Origin of the sequence: Serratia ureilytica, from assembly GCF_017309605.1 — a bacterium.
Lineage (GTDB): Bacteria > Pseudomonadota > Gammaproteobacteria > Enterobacterales > Enterobacteriaceae > Serratia > Serratia ureilytica.
Map to the genome: position 1 here is coordinate 4,986,466 of NZ_CP071320.1, position 18,484 is coordinate 5,004,949.

Annotated in this window: 16 protein-coding genes; 6 read left to right on the top strand and 10 right to left on the bottom strand. The window is 58.7% G+C overall.

The window, feature by feature from the left end:
- Nucleotides 1–72: 72 nt before the first annotated feature.
- Entirely contained in the window at nt 73–2,001 is a 1,929-nt protein-coding gene (locus tag J0X03_RS23590; RefSeq protein ID WP_122004620.1) for a methyl-accepting chemotaxis protein, read from the top strand.
- Between the two features lie 32 nt (nt 2,002–2,033).
- Here J0X03_RS23590 and J0X03_RS23595 read toward each other — a convergent pair whose 3' ends face one another.
- Nucleotides 2,034–2,648, bottom strand: coding sequence for a histidine phosphatase family protein (locus J0X03_RS23595; protein ID WP_031299772.1), 615 nt, complete (start codon nt 2,646–2,648; stop codon nt 2,034–2,036).
- 131 nt (nt 2,649–2,779) lie between these two features.
- Here J0X03_RS23595 and yiiM point away from each other — a divergent pair, with 131 nt between their 5' ends.
- A complete protein-coding gene (gene yiiM / locus J0X03_RS23600; RefSeq protein WP_033645117.1) occupies nt 2,780–3,451 on the top strand; it encodes a 6-hydroxyaminopurine reductase in 672 nt (223 codons plus the stop codon).
- A gap of 102 nt (nt 3,452–3,553) precedes the next feature.
- The gene (locus J0X03_RS23605; RefSeq protein ID WP_033652303.1) at nt 3,554–4,333 is read left to right on the top strand and encodes a class I SAM-dependent methyltransferase; all 780 of its coding nucleotides are present in this window, start codon (nt 3,554–3,556) and stop codon (nt 4,331–4,333) included.
- An 11-nt stretch (nt 4,334–4,344) separates the two neighbouring features.
- Here J0X03_RS23605 and J0X03_RS23610 read toward each other — a convergent pair whose 3' ends face one another.
- Nucleotides 4,345–4,707 carry a YibL family ribosome-associated protein gene (locus J0X03_RS23610; protein WP_021504152.1) on the bottom strand — a complete coding sequence of 121 codons (363 nt, stop codon included), beginning with the start codon at nt 4,705–4,707 and terminating at the stop codon, nt 4,345–4,347.
- Between the two features lie 73 nt (nt 4,708–4,780).
- Nucleotides 4,781–6,247: an aminotransferase-like domain-containing protein gene (locus J0X03_RS23615; RefSeq protein WP_033652304.1), complete on the bottom strand. Its 1,467-nt coding sequence runs from the start codon at nt 6,245–6,247 to the stop codon at nt 4,781–4,783.
- 148 nt (nt 6,248–6,395) lie between these two features.
- Here J0X03_RS23615 and J0X03_RS23620 point away from each other — a divergent pair, with 148 nt between their 5' ends.
- Nucleotides 6,396–7,004: a LysE family translocator gene (locus J0X03_RS23620; protein WP_060660109.1), complete on the top strand. Its 609-nt coding sequence runs from the start codon at nt 6,396–6,398 to the stop codon at nt 7,002–7,004.
- On the opposite strand, the gene J0X03_RS23625 is transcribed toward J0X03_RS23620, so the two are convergent.
- From J0X03_RS23625 to J0X03_RS23640, 4 genes are all read right to left on the bottom strand, one after another.
- Entirely contained in the window at nt 7,001–7,552 is a 552-nt protein-coding gene (locus J0X03_RS23625) for an MltR family transcriptional regulator (RefSeq protein ID WP_016929575.1), read from the bottom strand. The genes J0X03_RS23620 and J0X03_RS23625 overlap by 4 nt on opposite strands.
- Before the next feature lie 94 nt (nt 7,553–7,646).
- The gene (locus J0X03_RS23630; protein WP_060660110.1) at nt 7,647–8,792 is read right to left on the bottom strand and encodes a mannitol-1-phosphate 5-dehydrogenase; all 1,146 of its coding nucleotides are present in this window, start codon (nt 8,790–8,792) and stop codon (nt 7,647–7,649) included.
- Between the two features lie 58 nt (nt 8,793–8,850).
- Nucleotides 8,851–10,764 carry a PTS mannitol transporter subunit IICBA gene (locus tag J0X03_RS23635; RefSeq protein WP_033652307.1) on the bottom strand — a complete coding sequence of 638 codons (1,914 nt, stop codon included), beginning with the start codon at nt 10,762–10,764 and terminating at the stop codon, nt 8,851–8,853.
- Between the two features lie 542 nt (nt 10,765–11,306).
- Nucleotides 11,307–12,026, bottom strand: coding sequence for a DUF3053 domain-containing protein (locus J0X03_RS23640; protein WP_025304780.1), 720 nt, complete (start codon nt 12,024–12,026; stop codon nt 11,307–11,309).
- Nucleotides 12,027–12,245: 219 nt separating this feature from the next.
- On the opposite strand from J0X03_RS23640, the gene J0X03_RS23645 reads away from it, so the two are divergent.
- The gene (locus J0X03_RS23645; protein ID WP_060660858.1) at nt 12,246–13,250 is read left to right on the top strand and encodes a Fic family protein; all 1,005 of its coding nucleotides are present in this window, start codon (nt 12,246–12,248) and stop codon (nt 13,248–13,250) included.
- Nucleotides 13,251–13,290: 40 nt separating this feature from the next.
- Here J0X03_RS23645 and glyS read toward each other — a convergent pair whose 3' ends face one another.
- Nucleotides 13,291–15,360, bottom strand: a complete 2,070-nt coding sequence (gene glyS / locus J0X03_RS23650; protein ID WP_033645123.1) for a glycine--tRNA ligase subunit beta — start codon at nt 15,358–15,360, stop codon at nt 13,291–13,293.
- Between the two features lie 9 nt (nt 15,361–15,369).
- Nucleotides 15,370–16,287: a glycine--tRNA ligase subunit alpha gene (gene glyQ / locus J0X03_RS23655; protein WP_004933966.1), complete on the bottom strand. Its 918-nt coding sequence runs from the start codon at nt 16,285–16,287 to the stop codon at nt 15,370–15,372.
- Between the two features lie 474 nt (nt 16,288–16,761).
- Here glyQ and J0X03_RS23660 point away from each other — a divergent pair, with 474 nt between their 5' ends.
- Nucleotides 16,762–17,436 (top strand): acyl-homoserine-lactone synthase, encoded by a 675-nt coding sequence (locus tag J0X03_RS23660; protein WP_033645124.1) that lies wholly within the window; start codon nt 16,762–16,764, stop codon nt 17,434–17,436.
- On the opposite strand, the gene J0X03_RS23665 is transcribed toward J0X03_RS23660, so the two are convergent.
- Nucleotides 17,383–18,129 carry a helix-turn-helix transcriptional regulator gene (locus tag J0X03_RS23665; RefSeq protein WP_033645125.1) on the bottom strand — a complete coding sequence of 249 codons (747 nt, stop codon included), beginning with the start codon at nt 18,127–18,129 and terminating at the stop codon, nt 17,383–17,385. The two genes, J0X03_RS23660 and J0X03_RS23665, sit on opposite strands and share 54 nt — an antisense overlap.
- Nucleotides 18,130–18,484 lie beyond the last annotated feature (355 nt).

Genomic DNA, 18,484 nt, shown 5'->3' on the forward strand with positions numbered 1-18,484 from the left:
ATCCGCTAAAGTTTGACCACTTCTTGCCGATGGTTTGTTCAATTGACGTTCGCCCGGAGAAGGAAAAACGCTATGGCGGCATTGCAAGCATTGGCAGGAAAGTTCACCCATCTCACCGTAGGTAAAAAGCTCGGCTTCGGTTTCGCGCTGTTGCTGCTGTTGGCGGTCGTCATCGCCGGCACCGGGGCGCAATACCTGCACATCATCGAATCCCGCGCCGATCGCATCGACTTCAGCAACCGGCTGAACGAGGAGATCAACCAGGCCAAATACAACCGCGCCATGTACGGCCAGACCTACCAGCCGGAGTATCTGCAGAACAACCGCGCCAATATCGATAACGCCGTCAAACTGATAGACCAGGGCCAGACGTTGGACTGGGACGCCCAAAGCCGCAAGGATCTGCAGCGTCTGGTGACGCTGATTGGGGAATATCAGCAACAGCAAAAAATCTTTGAGCAGGCGGTCTCGGCGAAAGACGCGGTGCGCCAGAGCTGGAACATGTCGGAAGTGCAGGCCAGCCTGAGCCAAGTGGAGCGGCAGCTCACCAACGGCGATCTGCAGTTGGCCTTCATCCAGCTGAACCAGAAGCTGACCCAGGTGCGCTACGGCGCGCGCGGTCTGCTGCTGAGCCTGAACAAGGAAACCGAAGCGCCGCTGATGGCGGCCATCGACGACGCGCGCGACGCGGCCAACGCCTTGAGCCGCCGGGTCAGCGACGCGCAGCGCCCGCAGCTGCAACCGCTGCTGGCCGCCCTGGACGATTACAAAAACCGTATCGCGGCCTACCTGCCGGCCTATGAGCACGAGCAGCAGATCAGCCGACAGCTCGGTGAACGCGCGCATGAGATCGGCACGCTGGTGAACGCCTTTATGCAGGACGAATTGGTGCAGACGCGCAGCAACATCAACCTGGCGCAGCTGCAGATGGGCATCACCACCCTGATCGCGATTATCGCCGGAGTGCTTATCGCCTGGCGCATCACGCTGCAGATCACCCGTCCGCTGCAAAGTACGCTGGCGATGGCGGAACGCATCGCCAGCGGCGATCTGCGCCAGGCGCAGACCAGCACCCGCCGCGATGAGTTGGGGCAGTTGCTGAACGCGGTGGCGGCGATGAGCCAAAATCTGCGCACCATGATTGAGAAGATCCAGATGGGGGTCAGCCAGGTCTCCACCGCCTCCGCGGAAATCGCCGCCGGCAACACCGATCTCTCTTCCCGCACCGAGCAGCAGGCGGCGGCGGTCGAGGAAACCGCCGCCAGCATGGAACAGCTGACCGCCACGGTGAAACAGAACGCCGACAACGCCCATCATGCCAATCAGCTGGCCACCGACGCCTCGCAGACCGCGCAACAGGGCGGCAAGCTGGTGGAGAACGTGGTCAGCACCATGCGCGATATTTCCAGCAGTTCGCAGCGTATCGCAGAAATTACCACCCTGATCAACGGCATTGCCTTCCAGACCAACATCCTGGCGCTCAACGCCGCGGTGGAAGCGGCGCGCGCCGGCGAACAGGGACGCGGCTTCTCGGTGGTCGCCAGCGAAGTGCGCAGCCTGGCGAGCCGCAGCGCCCAGGCGGCGAAGGAGATCGAAGGGCTGATCGCCGAATCGGTCAGCCGGGTGAAAACCGGCACCGAACTGGTGGAAAGCACCGGCAATACCATGGAGCAGATCGTCCGCTCGGTTACCCACGTGCGCGACATCATGGCCGAGATCGCCGCCGCCTCCGATGAACAGACGCGCGGCATCGCCCAGATTGGCCAGGCGATCGTCGAAATGGACCATACCACTCAGCAGAACGCCGCGCTGGTGGAAGAGTCCGCCGCCGCCGCCGATTCACTGGAAGAGCAGGCCGACATGCTGTTGCAGAGCGTTTCGGTGTTCCGTTTGGCGGAGCAGACCGAACCCGCCGCCGTGAAAGCCGCCGCGCCGAAAGCGCCGGCCGTAAAACCCGCGGCCGCCAACGCCGCAGCGGAAGAGAACTGGACCACCTTCTGACGCCCTCAGGCGAGGAATAGCCGTTCCTCGCCCTATCTTTGTGGCAACAGGTGGGTCGCGACTCCCCAATTCAACAAGTTAAAACCAGAGGCGGTCGCATCAAGCATTGCGTAGCCGCAATTGCGATGACCGTATCTGCGGAGGTCCTCCTGCGGGTCGGCCCCTTTAAGCCACCAAATCAGTGCCTGCAGAGCATGGCCGTGCGTAACAACACCAAGCGTTTGATTTTGTCCATCGACAGCCAGATCGGACAGACAAGCCATTAGGCGCCAGGCAACCTCATAAGCATTCTCCCCTCCCGGAGCCGACGCCTCTGCCTTACCGGCAAAGAGGCACTGCGTCGCTTCTGGATAATCGCGCATGGCCTGCGCATAAGATAATCCTTCCAGTCGGCCAAAATCTTGCTCCTGCAAACGCTCATCCATTTGCACAGTGCAGCCACATCTCTCAGCCAACGTCTCCGCTGTCGTAAAAGCCCGACCAGCCGGTGAACTGATCAACAAAGTGACCGATAACATTTGCAAGCGAGCGCCAAGCCCAGCGATTTGACGTCGCCCCTCTTCTGTCAGCGGACTGTCACTTCGCCCCTGAATAATCCCCGAGCGGTTCCATTCTGACTCCGCATGCCTCAATACAATGAAACGCATGGTTTTTTCTCGACGATAAAAGCCTAAATATAGACAGGAAAAACACATCCTTCCGTACAGGTAAACGCCGGGTAGTGTACGAGAACAACTCAGGCTATGCTGAGCCCTCGACGCGAGACACGGAGGCGCACATGCATCACCCAGACGTTTACATCGGCAGCATTCAACCCTATGAAGGCGGGCGCCCCAGCGCCATCGCCAAACGCCAGGTGGATGGCGCCATCCGGCTCACGCCGCTCGGCCTGGAAGGCGACGAACAGGCCGAAAAAAGCTACCACGGCGGGCCGGACCGCGCGCTGTGCCACTACCCGCGCGAGCATTATGCCCACTGGCGCGAGCAGTTTCCGGCGCAGGCCGAGCAATTTTGCGCCCCGGCCTTCGGCGAGAATATCTCCACCGAAGGGCTGACCGAACACAATGTGTTTATGGGCGACATCTTCCGCTGGGGCGAGGCGCTGATCCAGGTCACCCAGCCGCGCTCGCCGTGCTTCAAGCTCAATTATCACTTCGCCATCGAGGACATTTCGGTGCTGATGCAGCAAAGCGGCCGCTGCGGCTGGCTGTATCGGGTGGTGTCGCCGGGCGCGGTCAGCGGCGATCGTCCGCTGGCGCTGGCGGCGCGCAACAGCGATGTGTCGGTGGCCGAAGCCATCGCCATCGCCTGGCACATGCCGTTCGATGCGGAACAGTATCGCCGCCTGTTGGCGGTGGCCGGCCTCTCCGCCAGCTGGAGCAAGACCATGCTCACTCGGCTCGCCGAAGGGCGCCTTGAGGATTTCAACCGCCGCCTGCTCGGCCATTGAAAGCGCGGGCGGAAAAATGAAAAACGTGCGCCGAATGCCGCGTTAACCCTTTTCTTCCGCCTATACTGTAGCCGCACGTTTTTTCAGCCAGGAGCCAGGTATATGACCACCCCGACCCATTCGATTCATCACGCCGCCGCCGAGGGCTATCAGGCCAATGCCGATCGCTATGTGAAAGGCCGGCCGGATTACCCGCCGGAAATCGCCGCCTGGCTGCGTGACGTCATCGGCCTGCACGCCGGCATGACGGTCATCGATCTCGGCGCCGGCACCGGCAAGTTCACCCCGCGCCTGCTGGAAACCGGCGCGCAGGTGATCGCCGTCGAACCGGTGCCGCAAATGCTGGAAAAACTGTCGGCGGCGCTGCCGCAGGTGAAAACGCTGGCGGGCACCGCCGACGCGATCCCGCTACCGGACGAGTCGGTGGATGCCGTGGTGTGCGCCCAGTCCTTCCACTGGTTCGCCACGCCGCAGGCGCTGGCGGAAATCCAGCGCATTCTCAAGCCCGGCGGCAAACTCGGCCTGGTGTGGAACATGCGCGATGCGCGCGTCGGTTGGGTGCGTAAACTGAATCAGATCGTCGATAGCCACGAAGGCGATGCGCCGCGTTTCTATACCGGCGAATGGCGCAAACTCTTCCCGTTCAAAGGCTTTGAACCGCTGCAGGAGCAGGTGTTTATGCTCGGCCACCGCGGCGCGGTGGAGGACGTGATCTACAACCGCGTGCGTTCAACCAGCTTTATCGCCGCGCTGCCGCAGCCGCAACAGGAGCAGGTTATCGATCGGTTGCGCCAACTGGTGGCGGAAGAAGAGGAACTGCGGGGCAAGGACACGGTCACCGTGCCCTATCAGACCAAGGCGTATTTCACCACCAAGGTCTGACGCCCGGGGATTCAGAACGCTTTCTTGGCGTAGCCGGTGACCGCTTTCAGGCCCATCTCGCGGCCCAGCGCGGTCATCGGGTGCACTACGATCAGCCCGCGCGCGCTTTTCTTCAGCGCGCCCATATCGGCCTGCTCTTTCTTGGTGATCTCGCGGCTGAACGGCAGCTGGCTCAGCTTCTGCGCTTCGGCGCTCAGCTTCTCGCCGCGCACGTTTTTCAGGCGCTCGATCTCCGTCGCCAGCTTCTCTTTCTCTTTGGTGTGCTGCGCGATCAACTCAGGGTTGCCCTGTTGGATCACGGTGGCATCTTTGTGGTTCAAGGCGTCCAGCAGGTCGCTCAGGCGCTTGATCTCTGCCTTTTCTTTCTCTTTCATGGTCTCTGGCCCGTTGTGCCCAAAATGGCACGCTAATCAATGATACCGGCATTGTAGCAAAAGGCGCGCGCCGTTACCCGTCCTGCGCAATGCCGGGCGGCAGGCCGCTCATCTCGCAGGCCCTGGCGCCGAGCCGGGCCAGCGCCTGGGTGTAACGCGCGTTGAACGGGTAGCAGCAGGAGAGCCGCAGCGCGTTGCGGTAGCGCCCGCTCGGGGAATACAGGGTGCCCGGCGTCAAACAGATCTGCTCCTCCAGCAGCTGATGGAACAGCGCCACGCTGTCCACGCCGGGAGGGAATTCGACCCAGAACACGAAGCCGCCCGCCGGCTGCGTGGCCAGCGTGCCGCGCGGGAAATGCCGGGCGATCAGCGCCCTCGCCTCGTCGACCTGCGCCGCATAGCGCTTGCGCAGGTTGCGCAAATGGTGATCGTAGCCGCCGCTCTCCAGGAAGGTCGCCAGCGTTTCCGACAGCAGCTGCGACTCGGACATCGACGACACCGCCTTCAGCTTGCGCAACGCCTCGTGAAAACGGCCGCCGCAGATCCAGCCGACGCGAAAATCCGGCGCCAGCGTTTTGGTAAAGCTGGAGCAAAACAGCACCCAGCCGTCGCGATCGAACGCCTTCACCGCCGGCGACAGCGCGCCGCCGAACTGGATCTCGGCATACAGCCCGTCTTCAATCAACGGCACCTGATGATCGTTCATCAGCCGCGCCAGCCGCTTTTTTGCCGCCAGCGGCATGGTGCAACCCAGCGGGTTTTGCACCGTCGGCATGGCGATCACCGCATTCAGCCGCTTCTCGTTCAGCAGCAGCTCCAGCGCGTCCAGCGACAGCCCCAACTGTGGATCGGTAGGGATTTCCAGCGCTTTCAGCCCCAGGCTGGCCAGCAGCGGCAGCAGATAAAAGTAGGTCGGCGACTCCAGCCCGACGCAGTCGCCCGGTTTGGTGGTGACGCGCAGCGCCAGCTGCAGCGCCTCCATGCAGCCGTGGGTCAACACCACGTCGCCCGGCTCCAACAGCATGCCGAGCGTCATTGAGCGGCGGGCGATCTGCTGACGCAGCCGCAGGCTGCCGGGCGGCAACGGATATTGTCCGATCAAACCCGGCTGGCGGCGCAGTTGGGAAGACAGCATGCGCCCCAGTTTGCCGCCGGGATAGAAATCGCTGGTCTGCGGGCAGGCCAGCGCAATGTTGGTGAAGGCCGGGTTCTGCTGGGCGGCGAACACCGTATCGATCAACGCCAGCACGTCGTCCGCCGGCGGCTCGATGCGGCCGCTGGGCGCCGAGGCCATCTTCAGCGCCGGCAGCGTGCTGCGGACATAAAACCCCGACTGCGGCCGCGCTTCGATCAGCCCGCGATCCTCCAGCGTGCGGTAAGCCGACACCACGGTATTGATGCTGACCCGATGGGTTTGCGCACAGCGCCGCACCGAAGGCAAGCGGTCGCCGGGCTGCAGCGTGCCGCGGCGAATGGCTTCGGCCAGCGTATCCGCCAGCTGCAGGTAACGGGTATCCGGGGTTTCATCGAGCAAGGTCACAGTTTCTCTCCAGGTAATGGGTACAGTTTACATTTCATACAACTGTAACCATGACAATATCCGATTTGTGATTCTGTCACCATCCCATCGCAGCGATTATGCTGATCCTCTCGTTATTACCGTCATTTTCACGTTCAAGGAACCTGCCATGCTGGACTCCGCCTTTGTCAGCTACGTCACCGTCATGTCGATCACTCCCGGCCCCAACAACCTGCTGCTGGCCTCGTCGGGCGTTAACTTCGGCCTGCGCCGCACCCTGCCGATGCTGTTCGGCATCTGCGTCGGTTGTGCGGTACAGCTGGCGATCATTATCCCGCTGCTGGCGCTGGCGCTGAGCTGGGCCGGCGTCATCCGCCTGCCGCTGGCGGTGATCGGCTGCGCCTATCTGCTGTGGCTGTCATGGAAGCTGTTTCAGGCGGCCTCGCCGGACGCCAAAGAACAGGCGCAGCCGATGAGCCTGCTCAGCGGCGCGCTGTTTCAGGCAATCAACCCCAAGGCCTGGCTGATGGTGATCAACGTGGCGATCCTGTTCACCCCGCGCGAAGGCGCCACTTTCGTCCATACGCTGTCTATCATCGCCGGTTTCGCGCTGCTGAACTTGCCGTGCGTGCTGCTGTGGGCGGTGTTGGGCGACCGGTTGCGCAACGCGCTGCGGGTCACCTGGAAACTGCGCGCCTTCAACGGCGTGATGTCCGGGCTGATGGCCGCCACCGCGCTGTGGTTGCTGTTCGACGAATGGCGCGCGGCCTTCGCTTAGCCGCGGCCGAGAGGAGAAAGTCGGGAAGGTTGTTTGGCGCCGATGCCGGCGATCAGGTCGGTAATGGACAGCACCATGGTGGAGCGCACCATCTGCTGATAGCGCTGGCGCTGCATGGCGATCAGCGCTTCATCCGCCTCGCCCGGCTGCAGGAAGGTCGGCACCGGCGGCAGCGCGGCCACGCAGTGCAGCTCGCCGAACGGCCCGAGGATTTCGTCGTCGACGAAGCGGTATTCCGAACCGTCGTGGTTCAGCTCTTCGCGCATCGCCATCAGCAGCTCGGCGTCTTCATATTCGTGGCGGGAAATCACCCCCAGCCCGTACATCAGCTTCAGGCGCACCGACAGCTCCCCCAGCGGGCCGCTGCCGGACAATAGCGGTTCGACGGCGTATTTCACCGCATAGTCGTCCTTGCGGAATACCTGCACCACCAGCACGTTGAGCGCTTCCGCCAGCAGCTCTACCGCCGCGATCAGGAAGCTGCGCACCGTTTTGCCCGCGTTCAGCTTTTCCAGAACCTGGTTTTCAAATGCCTGTGCTTCTTCCATCGTCGCTTTTCGAAAGGCGTGGGGAGGGCCGTCGATGCCGAACTCGGGTTCCAGGAGCGCAGCAAGCTGCGCTCGGGTGTTCATCATCACGATTCTACTTGTGCATGGCGTTATACACAGCAACGGCCTCTTCTACAACCTCGCTTTCCGCCGGCAGGCCGGAAATTTGCGCCAGCGCGGCTTTCGGCCCGAGCGTGTTCAGCAGTTCCGCCAGTTCCTGCGCCTGCGGATCCTGTTCGCTGCGGTAGCTCATGGCGGCGGCGATGCCCTGGATCAGGTTGGCATGCGGCAGGCCGTATTCCAGCGTGCCCAGCAGCGGTTTGATCAGGCGATCGCCGGCGCTCAGTTTGCGCAGCGGCTGGCGCCCTACGCGCTCGACGTCGTCGTGCAGATACGGATTTTCAAAGCGGCCGAGGATTTTGTTGATGTAGGCGGCATGCTTGTCGGCGTCGAAGCCGTAACGCTTGATCAGCACCGCGCCGCTCTCTTCCATCGCCCCTTTCACCACGCGGCGGATCGCCGGGTCGAGAATGGCGTCGCGAATGGTTTGCAGCCCGGCCCGTTGGCCGAGGTAGGCGGTGATGGCGTGGCCGGTGTTGAGGGTGAACAGCTTGCGCTCGACGAACGCCATCAGGTTGTCGGTCAGTTCCATGCCGGCGATCGCCGGAGGCTGGCCTTTAAACTGCGTCTGATCGACGATCCATTCGCTGAAGGTTTCCACCGTCACTTCCAGCGGATCGCTACTGTCCGCCGGCGGCACGATGCGATCGACCGCCGAATCGACGAAGCCGACGTGCTGCTCAACCCATGCCTGCTCGTCCTGCGGCAGCGCGGCGAACACATGCTGTTTCAGCTGGCTGGTGCCGCGCACCATGTTCTCGCAGGCGATGATGTTCAGCGGTTGCACACTGCCCTGCTGATGGCGCAGCACCAGCCCTTTGGCGATCGTGCCGGCGATTTTGGCGAGAATTTGCGGGCCAACGGCGGTGGTCACCAGATCCGCTTCGGCGATCAGCGCCACCGCAGCCTCACTGCCGCTGTTGACGGCGCTGACGTTGTTGACGCTCTCCACGCGCTCTTGCTCGCCCACCACGTGCACCGCGTAGCTTTTACGGCTGTTCAGCAGATCCAGCACCGTTTGATTGACGTCGGCGAAGGTCAGTTCAACCCCGGCGTCCGCCAGCAGCTTGCCGATAAAACCGCGGCCGATATTCCCTGCGCCAAAATGTAATGCTTTCATAACTCTACCTTCTTAATGTCGAAGGGTGCAGCAAGCTGCACCCTTTAAAATGATTCCGTTATCCGGCTTTTTTGCCGCCGAGCAGGTCCAGCACTTCCTGAACGCTGGTGGTATTCGCCAGCCGCTCGATCACGCTCTCGTCATCCAGCGCGTTGGTCAGGCTGGTGATCACCTGAATATGCTCGTTGTTGCGCGCGGCGATGCCGATCACCAGACGGGCCACTTCATCCTCTTCATCGCCGAAGCGCACGCCCTGTGGGTACTGACAGAACACCACGCCGGTGCGCAGCACCCGGTCTTTGGCCTCGATGGTGCCGTGCGGCACGGCGATCGATTCGCCCAGGTAAGTGGAGGTGAGCTTTTCGCGCTCCAGCATCGCCGGCACGTATTCCGCCTCGACGTAGCCGCCCTTCACCAGCTGCTCGCCGGCGAAGCGGATCGCCTGCTCTTTGTCGCTGGCCTGCAGGTTGAGGAACACGTTGCTCTCGCTCAGCTTGAACAGGTTCGGTTCCCCGGCTTCAAAGCTGTCGTCCAGCGCGCCCAGCACCTTCTGCTGGTTGTCGGTGGTTTTGTTGACCGCCACCAAACGCTCGACCAGATCGCTGTACAGCTTGCTGTCGAGGAAGTTGGTCAGCGAGATGTGCTGGGCCTGCGGCGCGTGGCGCATCGCGCGCTCGGTCAGATCGCGGTGGGTGATCACCAGATCCACGTCGTCCGGCAGGCTGTTGATGGCGCTGTTGGTCACCGAGATGTTCTTCAGCCCGGCGTCGGCCACTTTCTTGCGCAGCACCCCGGCGCCCATGGCGCTGGAACCCATGCCCGCATCGCAGGCGACGATGATTTTGCGCACGGTGCTCAGATCGCCGTCGACCGATGCCGCCGCGCCGCCTTTGGACTGCGATTTCATCTCTTGCATGCGACGGGTCGCAGCTTCCAGATCGTCATCCTCTTTCACCTTGGAGGTTTTCAGCAGGAAAGCGGATACCACGAAGGAGACGGCGAAGGCTGCGCATACCGCCGCAATGTTGGCGAAGTAAGCGCCTTTCGGCGTCATCGCCAGCACCGCCAAAATCGAACCCGGGGAAGCAGGAGAAACCAGGCCGCCGTTCAGCATCGTCAGGGTAAAGACGCCGGTCATGCCGCCCAGGATCACCGCCAGCAGCAAGCGTGGGTTCATCAGCACGTAGGGGAAGTAGATTTCGTGGATGCCGCCCAGGAAGTGAATGATCGCCGCACCGCCGGCGGATTGCTTGGCGCTGCCGCGGCCAAAGAACATGTAGGCCATCAGCACGCCCATGCCCGGACCTGGGTTGGCTTCTATCAGGAAGAACACCGATTTGCCGGCTTCCGTGGCCTGCTGAATACCCAGCGGCGAGAAGATGCCGTGGTTGATGGCGTTGTTCAGGAACAGGATTTTCGCCGGTTCAACGAAAATGGACGCCAATGGCAGCAGGTTGTTCGTCACCATCACGTGCACGCCCGCCGCCAGCAGCTTGGAAAGCACCTCCACCAGCGGCCCGATGCCCAGGAAGGCCAGGATCGCCAGCAGCATGCCGATGATGCCGGCGGAGAAGTTGTTCACCAGCATTTCAAAGCCGCTTTTGATCTTGCCGTCCACCCAGCGATCGAAATGCTTGATGGCCCAACCGCCCAGCGGGCCGGCGATCATCGCGCCGAGGAACATCGGCATGTCGGCGCCGACGATGACGCCCATGGTGGTGATGGCGCCGACCACGCCGCCGCGATCGCCGCCCACCAGCCGCCCGCCGGTGTAGCCGATCAGCAGCGGCAGCAGGTAGGTGATCATCGGGCCTACCAGCTTAGCCAAGGTCTCATTCGGCAGCCAGCCGGTTGGAATGAATAGCGCGGTGATAATCCCCCAGGCGATAAAGGCGCCGATGTTGGGCATCACCATGTTGCTCAGGAAGCGGCCAAAGTTTTGCACTTTAACCTTGATGTCTGGTGAAAACATAAAACACACCCCTATTGTTACGCGCTGACAATAGAGCGCGTGATTATTGTTGTGACGATCCAGCCGTGTTGCCGCTGTATGCGAAACGGACTCTATCACGCTGTTTTTGTCACGCGAACTTCACGGATTTTTTGTGATACAAATCACACACAACACCCCAATAAACCACCCTTTATAGTGACCAATATCACATTTATGGCGTGTAAAAAAAGCACAGTGAGAAAAAAGTCGCCACAAAACCCCCAATAAAGTGACTATGATCACATTTTTAAATTGGCGTTTTGTTTTTGAATTGTGACATTAGTCACAATTTATTTTTAGCTGCAGCGCCGATCGCAACGCTCTGTTTGATCTTCCCTGTGAGCACTCATCCCGCCGGGAACTAGCGAAGTGATGAATGAAAGAAAACTACATTGCCTAATGAATGGATTAATTGAAGTGTAGTACAGAAGCCTGCGCAATAAGCCAGCAAGCGATTGGAAACGCTGAGGGGAAATAAAACAGGCCGGCAATGCCGGCCTGTTTCGCGCCTGGACGCGTTATTATTGCGTCACGCTTTGAATGGTTTTCTGCGCATTCATCAGGTTCTGCTGCTTAGCCACCAGATTCGACATCATGGTGTTGTATTGCGCCACCTGCTGCGCAGTGCGGAACTGCACGCCGTTGTTGTTGAAGCTGACCTGATTGCCCTGGCTCTGCAGGAAGTCGCCGACCTGCACCAGATCCTGCACAAAGCTGGCGGTAGTCGGGATCGCCGGCATCAAGGCGTTGGCCGGGGCGGTGACTATCTTGTCATAGGCCTGGTTGTACACCGCCTTCAGATCGTCAGGCTGCTTCAGCGCCGCGTGGGCAGTATCCGCCTGCGATTTGGCCGACTGGATCTGCTGGCCCAACAGGTTCAACGCCCCGACCGATTGCTGCAGCGCGTCGCGTTTGTTCAGGTAGTCCTGCGCGGTGCGGATCTGGTTAATCTGATCCAGCGCCGGGGTCAGGCTGGCGCCGACCGATTTGGACAACTGCTGCGAAAAACCGACCAAAATCGCGTAATCGCCGGCATAGTTGCCGAACTTCTGCTTCTGATCTTCGCTCAGCGTGGGGATATTCGCCCCGCTGCGCATCACGGTATTCTGTAAGTAATCGATAAATGCTTTGCGCTGTTCCGGCTCTTTATCGCCGCAGGCGGTCAATTGCATGACCACCAACAATGCCAATACCGGTGCCAACCAACGCGCGAAACCTCTGCTCTGGATCCCTACCGCCATGTGACATAACTCCTGTTATAAACCTGCTTTTTCATTGGACTCCGCCCCTTTTTCCGCACTCCGTGCGCCTATAAGAATAGATCAACTGGCGGCGTTCCGATACGCGATTCCGCTTGCGGTGAACATTGTCTCGGCCGGAGGCGGTTGAAAACGGCGTACTGCACGTGCCACGCACGCATGGTACACTTTTCCAACGTTTATCGTCGGGCCAACTTGCTCATGTCCTCTTATCAGCCACCGTTGACCATCACGCCCTCCATTCTGCATCTGGCGACAGACGTCGGCGCCGCATTGGCCCGTTTGACGATACAAGCGGAACAAGAGCATGCATTGCGGCTAAGGCGCATCAATCGGATCCGCACTATTCAAGGTTCGTTGGCGATCGAAGGCAATACCCTGAGCGAAGAGCAGATCACCGCTATCATCGCAGGTAAGCGCGTCATCGCCCCTCCGCGTGACGTTCAGGAAGCGATGAATGCCATCCATTGCTATACCAACCTGAATCATTGGCATCCCGAAAATGAACGCGATCTGCTTGCCGCACATGGGATGTTGATGAACAGCTTACTGCCTGATGCTGGCCGCTATCGTCAAAGCGGCGTCGGCGTGATGAACGGCAATGTTGTGATACATATGGCTCCACCGGCGGAACGCGTACCGTTGCTAATCCGTCAATTGCTCATCTGGCTGCAACAAACCGACCTGCCACCGCTGATCGGCAGCTGTGTATTTCACTATGAATTCGAATTTATCCATCCCTTTGCCGATGGAAACGGCCGTATGGGACGGTTGTGGCAAACGCTGATTTTGTCACGCTGGGATCCGTTGTTCGCCAACGTGCCGGTTGAGAGTCTGGTACATGATAACCAACCCGGATATTACCAGGCGCTGAATGCCAGCAACCAAAAGACCGATTGCTCACCCTTCGTTGAATTCATGCTGGAAATGATTCTAAAAGCGCTTGAGCTGAGCATTACCCCCCAAGTCACCCCCCAAGTCACCCCCCAAGTCGCTGACTTGCTAGCGGCGCTGCAAGGGGAGATGTCGCGAGAAGCACTCCAGAATGTTCTACAGTTGCAAGATCGAAAATCTTTCCGCGAGCGCTATCTACAGCCGGCCTTGAATGCGGGTTGGATTGAAATGACGCTACCGGATAAACCCAAGAGCCGTTTACAACGCTATCGCTTGACCGCTGCCGGTATCAGACTGTTACGCCAACCATAAAAAAGGCGCCCGCAGGCGCCTTTTCACAGCAAAGAATCGCTTACTGCAGCACGGAGATATCCGCCACCTGCAGGAACAGCTCACGCAGTTTGCTCAGCAGCGTCAGACGGTTAACGCGCACTTCCGCATCGTCCGCCATTACCATCACGTTGTCGAAGAACGCATCCACCGGCTCACGCAGCGCGGCCAGTTCCACCAGCGCTTCCTGGTAGTTGCCCGCCGCGAAGTACGGCTGCAGCTTGTCGCGCAGCACCACCAGGTGAGTCGCCAGCTGGATCTCCGCCGCATCCTTCAGCACCGAGGCGCGCACGCTGTCGTTCAGCGTTTCGGTAGACTTGGCCAGAATGTTGGAGACGCGTTTGTTGGCCGCAGCCAATGCCGCCGCCTCGTCCAGCGTACGGAAATGGGATACCGCCTTGACGCGCGCGTCGAAGTCGGCCGGTTTGGTCGGACGGCGCGCCAGCACCGCCTGAATGGTATCGACCGCGTGGCCTTCTTCCTGATACCAGGCACGGAAACGACCCAGCATGAATTCCACCACGTCGTCGACCACCTTGGCATTGGTCAACTTGCTGCCGTACAGGCGCACGGCCTCTTCGGTCAGAGTCTGCAGATCCAATGGCAGGTTTTTCTCGACGATGATGCGCAACACGCCCAGCGCGGCGCGGCGCAGCGCGAACGGGTCTTTATCGCCCTTCGGATGCTGCCCGATGCCGAAGATGCCGGCCAGGGTGTCCATCTTGTCGGCGATCGCCAGCGAGCAGGCCACCAGCGACTGCGGCAGCGCATCACCGGCGTAGCGCGGCTGATACTGCTCGTTCAGCGCAACGGCGACGTCTTCCGCCTCACCGTCGTGGCGCGCATAATGCATGCCCATCACGCCCTGGGTGTCGGTGAATTCGAACACCATGTTGGTCATCAGGTCACACTTCGACAACAGGCCAGCACGGGTGGCGTGGTTGACGTCGGCGCCAATCTGGCCGGCAACCCAGCCCGCCAGCGCCTGGATGCGATCGGTTTTGTCGCGCAGGGTGCCCAGCTGCTGTTGGAACAGCACGGTTTCCAGGCGCGGCAGGTTGTCTTCCAGACGTTTTTTGCGGTCGGTGTTGAAGAAGAACTCGGCGTCGGCCAAACGCGGACGCACCACCTTCTCGTTGCCGGAGATGATCTGCTGCGGGTCTTTCGACTCGATGTTGGCCACGAAGATAAAGTTAGGCAGCAGTTTGCCTGCGGCGTCGTACACCGGGAAATACTTCTGGTCGCCCTTCATGGTGTACACCAGCGCTTCCGCCGGCACCGCCAGGAATTTCTCTTCGAATTTGGCGGTCAGCACCACCGGCCATTCCACCAGCGAGGCCACTTCTTCCAGCAGGCTGTCGCTCAGATCGGCCTTGCCGCCGATCTTCTGCGCCGCCAGTTCGGCGTCGCGTTTGATAAGGGCTTTGCGCGCTTCGTAGTCAGCGACCACTTTGCCGCGCTCCAGCAGGATCTGCGGGTATTGGTCTGCATTGTCGAGGGTGAACTCGGCTTCGCCCATGAAGCGGTGGCCGCGCACGGTGCGCGCGGATTCGATGCCCAGCACGGTGCCCGGGATCAGATCGGCGCCCAGCAGCATCGTGACGGTGTGCACCGGACGCACGAACTGCACGTCGGAATCGCCCCAGCGCATCAGTTTCGGGATCGGCAGCTTGCCGAGCGCGGTGCTGACCATGCCGGCCAGCAGTTGTTGCGCCGACTGGCCTTTGACATGGGCGCGGTACATCAACCACTCGCCCTTGTCGGTCACCAGGCGCTCCGCCTGATCGACGGTGATGCCGCAGCCGCGCGCCCAGCCTTCGGCCGCTTTGCTCGGTTTGCCTTCGGCGTCGAACGCCTGAGCGATCGCCGGGCCGCGTTTTTCAATTTCGCGATCGGCCTGCGCCGCGCTCAGGTTGGCCACTTTCAGCGCCAGACGGCGCGGTGCGGCGAACCAGCTCACGTCACCGTGTTCCAGGCCGGCGTTGTCCAGCTCGGCGGTGAAGTTGGCGGCGAAAGATTCCGCCAGGGAACGAAGAGCCTTCGGCGGCAGCTCTTCCGTGCCGATTTCCACCAGGAAAGTCTGTTGAGTCATGGCTGCCTCTTAGTTCTCGTTCTTCTTGTTGCACATCGGGAAGCCCAGCGCTTCGCGGGAAGCGTAGTAGGCTTCGGCAACGGCTTTGGTCAGCGTGCGGATGCGCAGAATGTAGCGTTGACGCTCGGTCACCGAAATCGCCTTGCGCGCGTCCAGCAGGTTGAAGGTATGGCCCGCCTTCAGGATGCGTTCGTAGGCCGGCAGCGGCAGCGGTTTTTCCAGCGCCAGCAGCGATTGGGCTTCTTTCTCGTACTGCTCGAAGCAGGAGAACAGGAAGTCGACGTCGGCGTATTCGAAGTTGTAGGTGGACTGCTCCACTTCGTTCTGATGGAACACGTCGCCGTAGGTGGTGACGCCCAGCGGGCCGTTGCTCCACACCAGATCGTACACGCTGTCCACGCCCTGGATATACATCGCCAGACGCTCCAGGCCATAGGTGATCTCGCCGGTCACCGGCTTGCACTCCAGGCCGCCGACCTGCTGGAAGTAGGTGAACTGCGTCACTTCCATGCCGTTCAGCCACACTTCCCAACCCAGGCCCCAGGCGCCGAGCGTCGGGTTTTCCCAGTTGTCTTCCACGAAGCGGATGTCGTGGATAGTCGGATCCAGACCCAGCTCTTTCAGCGAGCCCAGGTAGAGTTCCTGAATGTTGTCCGGCGATGGCTTAATCACCACCTGGAACTGATAGTAGTGCTGCAGACGGTTCGGGTTTTCGCCGTAGCGGCCGTCGGTCGGGCGACGGGATGGCTGCACATAAGCGGCGGCCATCGGCTCCGGCCCCAGTGCGCGCAGGCACGTCATCGGGTGTGAGGTTCCCGCGCCGACTTCCATGTCCAATGGTTGAACGATGGTGCAGCCCTGGCGCGCCCAATAATCCTGCAGTGTCAGGATCAGGCCCTGGAAGGTCTTGGTATCAAACTTTTGCATGTTGAATTCGCACGCGATACAAGTGGATTTATATGGAATGCGCCAGTATACCCTTTGACCGTAAGATATACAGCCAGAATCCGGCAACAAGTGCGAATCGGGGCAAGAAGCGCTGGATTTTCACCCGTCGGCCAAGAAAACCGTCGGCAGCATCGGCGCCGCAGAAGGCGAGGTACCGCACCGCTTTCGCAGGCTCGGGTATCGGCTGGCTTTAGAGAAACGCCGATTCATCCCCCGCATGCTTCCACTACCGGCAGCTTGAGGCTTCTTCGACAAACAACAGGCGTGTTGAACAATATTCAAATAAGTGAATGGAATGAAAAAAAACATAACTCAGTGTTATATATTTACTTTATTCTTACCGACGCGGCATCGACTGAAATTTACTTGCCATAGTGACTCTGGTAGTATAACAAGAACAAATAACAGCCGCAGCTAAAAAGCCATTTAAGTCGCTTAGGAAAAAGATTGAAAATGATAGAGCTCTTTGACGTAGACTATAATTTGCTGCCAGATAACAGATCGAAAGAACTATTCTCTTTAAGAAAAAAAACGTTTAAAGACCGTTTAGACTGGCTCGTTAATTGCGAAAATAACATGGAGTTTGACGAATACGACAACCGTCACGCCACCTATATTTTCGGTACCTACCAAGATCACGTCATTTGCAGCTTGCGATTTATCGAAACGAAATACCCAAACATGATCAGCGATGGCGTATTCGACAATTACTTTAACGATATAAAACTCCCCGAAGGGAATTACGTTGAAGCCAGCAGATTATTTATAGACAAGGCGCGCATTCAAGCACTTCAACTCCATCAAGCGCCAATTAGCACCATGCTTTTCCTGTCGATGATAAACTATGCAAGAAGCTGCGGCTACGAAGGCATATACGCCATTATCAGTCACCCGATGCGCATTATTTTCCAACGCTCCGGCTGGCATATCTCGGTGGTAAAAACCGGATGCTCCGAAAAGAATAAAAATATTTATCTGATCTATCTGCCGATAGACGATGTCAACCGGAACAGATTGCTGGCGCGCATCAACCAACACGCCACAAAGTGGGATAACCCGTTGGATTCCTGGCCATTATCCTTCCGAGTCAGCGAGAAGCGGCCGGATGAGCTGCAGCTCCACACCTAACCTGATGGCATGTTTGGCATTGGTGACGCCAAGCTTTTTGACGGCGTTGCCGATGTGATATTTTACGGTGGTGAGTTTTATTCCCAGGATAAGGGCAATTTCTTGATAGGATTTACCTAAGCTCGCCCAGTAGATGATCTCATTTTCACGCTTGGAGAAAAACTCCCGCTGGTTCATTTTTTCAAAGTCAGCAGGCGTGCTCATTTCCTGGTAGAGCGCCGTCATTTTTCCGTGCATGGTAATCAGCAGCATTTGAATTTCGGCCTTATTATTGTCAATCTGCTGTTCAACATCCGCATCACAATGCTTATCCAACATAATGGATAACACCACCAGATTATGATGATGATCGTGCAAGACGAAAGTATACCCATTAATAATATTGTAGTTCTTGGCCATATCAAAAATCTTTGGCAATTTTAATCCTGCGCCAATTTCCAAATCTTTATCCCAGGTAAACGGGGTGATTCTATGCGATGCGGTAATCAAAACGGGATCAATAAACTGATAGTTATTTTTGATATAAAACTCGAACCACTCCGTCCTATTGGAAATGATTGAAAAGCTAGTCGGATTTCTTTTATTCATTATAGCATAGGCATATTTTATATTATTGTATTTGCTCAGCCCGCGTTCCAACTCTTCTTTTATAGAGGCATTAATGGTTTCATTATTGAAAAAAAAGTTAGACACTCACCAATCCTCTTCAAGAAATAACATCACTATAAAACTGAGAAGAGTATAACCCGGTTGCGCCGCCAAGTAAATTAAACCGACAGGCATAATAGGAAGCGTTAATAATCAACAGGCGTTTTAAAGAGTCAATTAAAATAATTTCGGAGGGGAAATTAATTTAATCGAGAAATAAGCGCGTCGCTGAAGAAGGGGCGGCAGAGGGCATTATCCGGCAAAGAAACACAAAGAAAACAAAATCATAACAACTCGGCATCATGACATGCATCTGACAAAAGCGTTCTGTCGCGTTGAAGATGAGAGGGGGCCAGACAGGTAGGCGAAAACGCCCCGCATCCGATGATGAAGGGAAAAA